Raw genomic sequence first — 5230 nt, 5'->3', positions numbered from 1 at the left:
ATTTAATCAGCAAGCCCTAATTATAATTGTTAATAGGGAATAGAGACTTGTTCTCTGTTCCCTTTTATATGTTCTTTAATTCTTAAAAATTATATGTCAAATCTCACAGTTAAAGACTTAGAAATATTGCAAGGTACTCTTGATAAATTAGATTTAGATTATCAATTAGAATTAGATGAAGGAAAAATATTAGTCATGGGTCCGTCGGATATTATTTCTAGTGAAGTTGGCGTTCAGTTAATTAGATTATTAGGTAATTGGGTTTACCCACGTCGTCTCGGACGTTTGTTTGATTCTAGTGGTGCTTTTATTCTTCCAGATACTAATTTAAAAGTTCCTGATGTTTCTTTTGTTCGTGCCCAACGTTTGAAAAAAAGTGTTCGTTATTTTGGGGAATTAGTGCCAGATTTAGTAGTAGAAATTAAATCTAAAAGTGACAGAATTAAACCTTTAAAACAGAAAGTCAAGAAATATTTATAATTAGGAGCGGAAGTAGGAATATTGATAGATCCTGATGAAGAAATAGTTATAGTTTATCGTCCTAATGGTGAAGAAATTAAGTTGGAAAATGGAGATATTTTGACTATTCCTGAATTATTTGGTGAGTGGGAATTACCTGTTGTTGAACTTTGGCCTCCTGTATTTGATGAAGATGAATAATAAGCATTTAGCTGTCAGTTATCAGCTATCAGCTTTTAATGTTAAATAGTTTTGTAAAATTACTATATTTTCAAAGTTTTGAGCCTATAAAATCTTACTTTTAACCCACATTCCGCACTTCAATTCGTGACATAAAAATTAGTATAAAATCCCTAGCTTTTTTTTAGTATTTATAGTATATAAATTATCCTCATTTACCTTAATCGGGAGTCAAGTCCTCAGTTAAATATTAAGCATAAATACCTACTGAATTATTGACTCCTATTAACTATAGCAATGAGCGCTGGTATATTTACAAATTGCAGGATTTGCCCAATAGCTAAAAGTCTTATGTTATCGGCAATTTATTCCCTCTGTTGCCAGATGAGCTGTTGCCTGTTGCCTGCGCACAGCGCTATACTATAATTTACTTAGGGCTTGCTGATTAAATATGAAAGCATTGACTGATATTAGTTTCAGCCTTTTTTTTTTCTAAAAAAGTGCAAGCTTTTCGGTCTAAAGAGCTGCATAAAACTAGTATTTTGGGACGATTATAGCAGAACAATCAAGGTACTATTCTTCTGACTTCTTCTTCTATAATTCCCATTCCTCCTGTTTGCTTCGCGGTGACAAACGGAAATTCTGGCTCCTACCCTTACCAAAAAAACTTTATTCAGCAAACCCTACTTATGACTTATGACTTTCAGATGTACGTCTTACATTCTGGAGGCAATGTGTGCGGAAGCATTTCCGCACTTTAAAAGCGCCGTGAGAAACTTCAGAATTACACACTCACTTTTTACTTATATTTTTATGCTACATTTTGTCGTGCGGAATGTAAGTTTTAACTTCTAATTTTTGACTTTTGACTTCCGTTGACTTCTTTACTTGAAAGTTGACTGACAGTTCGTTCAACTAAATTCTTAACTTTTGACTTTTGATTTTTGACTTCTAAATCCTGACTTAGAAAACCGAGCTTCTCATGAAACTCGGTTCTGAGCTAATATTTGATTGGACTCGATCGCGCTTCAACTATAAATCTAATAACCTTTTTCCATGAATAACTGCGGCCACAATTACTAGATCCCCTTTAACTTGATAAAGGACTCGATAACTGTAAGCATAATCTTGTCGATAACTTTCATCCCCAAACTCTTTGACTACTTCTCCTTGTAAAGGATTATGAAGCAAATTTTTGGTGACATTAATTACCCTATGGACTACTGCTGCAGCATAAGAAACAGAGTCACGCGCTATGTAGGAGGCGATCGCATCCACATCATCTATAGCTTTAGAAGACCAAACTACTTTATAACCCATTTACTCAAAAGCCCTTCAGCTTCTTCTTGTGTAATTTTTCTTTCTTTATCAGCTACTTCTAAACCATGAAGAACCTTTTCAATTACATATAAATGATATTGAACATCTTCAAGGGAGCAATTATCTGGCAATTTACTTAATAGAGATTCTACTTTTTTCTTAGCGGTATTCATAAAGTTCATATTATTAAGTCACTGTTCCTAGCTGTACATGAGCCATTGGACAGCGACATCTGGTAATTTGCGTTTTCGCACTTTCCAAGCATAAAAAAGCGAAAAACACATCCCCTCTTAGAGGAACCTTTAAGATATTAATCATTTTTATCTTTAACTTTATTATGTTGAAACCTTTTGGTTTCATATAGTTCCTTTAAATTTAGATGCTTTCATGTTCTAGCGCCTTTCGCAAACAAAAAAAATATGTCAGATTATCGCCGACCTTGGCTCTAGATATAAGGGAAGTAATATACCTATCAATAATATAACAATCTGATTTAACTTTTGAAAGAGAATACTATCATTTTGAACTATCAGCTACCAGCGTAATTACTTATAGCTAATAACTTATTGGTCAATCATGTATATTTATGTATATTTATGATCCCTGCAAAGTATAACTTGGTCTAGACTTGTTAGTCGTCCTCAAAGAAAAGTTTTACTTTTTATAGATAGACGATTAAATTCAATTTGGCATAGTTTAATGGTGAAAATTAGAATTAGTGATTATTAATTTATGGCCATTCAGTCGTTATTAAATTCAAAACTTTTAAATACTATCAAGAGCTTATCAAATAACAAGTCAAATAAATAAACCCGCTCTCAATTTATCAGAAAGCGGATACAAATACTCGTGTTAGAATTAGTTAAAGTATATTTTTGATTTTCAATTACTTTTTGTTAAAGTCTAGAAATTTTCATAGTTAGCGATCGCCCCAGTCATCTTCTCAATTACCTCTGGCACAGGTATAGAACCTAATTCCCCAGCAGCACGAGTCCGAATACTCAGACTATTTGACTCGACTTCTTTAGCTCCAACTACAGCCATTACGGGAATCTTGGCCTTCTCAGCATTTCTAATCAACTTACCCAAACGTTCATTACTAATATCCACCTCAGCACGAATACCTACTTGACGCATTTGAGCAACAACCTCTTGAGCAAAGGGCAAAAATTCAGAATTAACAGGCAAAAGTTTAGTTTGGGTAGGAGCTAACCACAAAGGAAAGTCTCCTGCATATTCCTCAATCAAAATCCCAATCAACCTTTCCAAGGAACCAAAAGGTGCCCGGTGAATCATCACTGGACGTTTTCTGGTCCCATCTTCTGCCACATATTCCAAATCAAACCGTTCGGGCAAATTATAGTCTACCTGTACAGTACCCAACTGCCATTCTCGCTCCAAAGCATCCTGGAAAATAAAATCCAACTTTGGACCATAAAATGCAGCTTCACCAATACCCTCAAAATGTTCCATACCCAAACTTTCTACAGCCCTACGAATAGCACCTTCAGCTTTTTCCCAAGCTTCATCGGAACCAATATACTTATCTAACTTAGGATCTCGGAAACTTAATCTAGCCTTAAAATTCTTTAGTTGTAGATTTTTAAAGACAAATAGAGTTAAGTCTACCACACTGAGAAACTCGTCATCAAGTTGTTCGGGTGTCACAAACAAATGAGAATCATCTTGAGTGAAACCCCGGACTCTAGTTAAACCACCTAATTCCCCAGACTTTTCATGGCGGTAAACAGTGCCAAACTCGGCAAGTCGTATTGGTAACTCCCGATAAGAACGTAAGTCCTGTTTATAAATTTGGATATGGAATGGACAGTTCATTGGTTTTAAAACAAAACCCTGTTCCTGAGCTTCTGATTCCTCATCCTCAGCCATCATCGGGAACATATCCTCTTTATACTTTTGCCAATGTCCGGAAGTTTTGAATAAATCGACTCTGGCAATATGGGGAGTATCTACAGGTAAATAACCCCGTTTCTGTTGTTCTTGTTGGAGAAAGTCTTTCAATGAATTCTTTAACATTGTACCTTTGGGAGTCCAGATAGGTAATCCCGGTCCAACAAGGTCGGAAAAAATAAATAGTCCTAATTCTTTACCTAGTTTACGATGGTTTCTTTTGAAAGCTTCTTCTTTACGTCTTTTATATTCGGCCAGTTGTTCTGGTGTTTCCCAAGCAGTTCCATAGATACGTTGTAATTGGGCTTTGGTTTCATCTCCACGCCAGTAAGCACCAGCAACAGTTTCTAAATCAATTGCTTTGGGATTAATTTGTTTTGTACTTTCAATATGAGGGCCAGCACATAAATCCCACCATTCTTCACCGAGATTATAGATAGTAATTGGGTCTTCTAAGTCTTCAAGAATTTCTAATTTGTAAGGTTCTTTAATTGCTTCAATTCGACTTTTAGCTTCTTCTCGGCTGACTTCTTCTCTAATGACGGGTAAGTCACGTTTGATTATTTTGACCATCTCTTTTTTGATGGTTTTGAGGTCGGCTTCTGTAAATGGTTCGGGGGTATCAAAGTCGTAGTAAAAGCCATTTTCTATCCAGGGGCCAATTGTTACTTGGGCTTTGGGAAACAGCTTTTGTACTGCCATGGCCATGACATGAGATGTGGTGTGACGAATTTTTTTGAGGGTTTCTGACTCGCTGGTGCGAGGTAAATGGATTTTTTCTGGTTGTTCTGGGGAAGGATTAGATTCTGGCCTAGACATTGGCTGTTTATTCTTGTTTTTTTTTATATTTGCACAGGAACAGAGGAAATCTCTATTCTAGTTTAGTTAATCATCCATTTAGTTAGGAATTTTTGAGGTTTCAACACTACATATATCAAACGTTATAGTTTTTGATGACTACATCTAGTGTTTTTTTCTCAATTTTGATTCACAGGAAAAGAGGAAGACTCTATTCTAGTTTAGTTAATTATCCATTGAGGGATTTTTGAGGTTTCAACACTACATATATCAAACGTTATAGTTTTTGACTACTGCATCTAGTGTTTTTTTCTCAATTTTGATTCACAGGAACAGAGAAAGACTTTATTCTAGTTTAGTTAATCATCCATTTAGTTAGGAATTTTTGAGGTTTCAACACTACATATATCAAACGTTATAGTTTTTGATGACTACATCTAGTGTTTTTTTCTCAATTTTGATTCACAGGAAAAGAGGAAGACTCTATTCTAGTTTAGTTAATTATCCATTGAGGGATTTTTGAGGTTTCAACACTACATATATCAAACGTTATAGTTTTTGA

The 5230-nt window shown here is 35.1% G+C and carries 3 protein-coding genes and 1 pseudogene; 1 reads left to right on the top strand and 3 read right to left on the bottom strand.

Translation table 11 applies throughout. From position 1 onward, the window contains the following. Positions 1-93 precede the first annotated feature (93 nt). Positions 94-660: pseudogene (locus AC3DU7_RS24365) on the top strand (Uma2 family endonuclease). Positions 661-1671: 1011 nt separating this feature from the next. Here AC3DU7_RS24365 and AC3DU7_RS24360 read toward each other — a convergent pair. From AC3DU7_RS24360 to thrS, 3 genes are all read right to left on the bottom strand, one after another. Continuing rightward, positions 1672-1959: a type II toxin-antitoxin system RelE/ParE family toxin gene (locus tag AC3DU7_RS24360; RefSeq protein WP_293056752.1), complete on the bottom strand. Its 288-nt coding sequence runs from the start codon at positions 1957-1959 to the stop codon at positions 1672-1674. Beyond that, positions 1944-2141 carry a hypothetical protein gene (locus AC3DU7_RS24355; protein WP_011611123.1) on the bottom strand — a complete coding sequence of 66 codons (198 nt, stop codon included), beginning with the start codon at positions 2139-2141 and terminating at the stop codon, positions 1944-1946. The genes AC3DU7_RS24360 and AC3DU7_RS24355 overlap by 16 nt, the downstream gene beginning before the upstream one ends. 721 nt (positions 2142-2862) lie before the next feature. Then, complete coding sequence (gene thrS / locus AC3DU7_RS24350) at positions 2863-4689, bottom strand: threonine--tRNA ligase (protein WP_488041882.1); 1827 nt, start codon at positions 4687-4689, stop codon at positions 2863-2865. Between the last annotated feature and the right edge of the window lie 541 nt (positions 4690-5230).

This window comes from Okeania sp., assembly GCF_983059655.1.
Note: the sequence above shows the minus strand (reverse complement) of the source record. Positions and strands in the feature narration are given on the sequence as shown.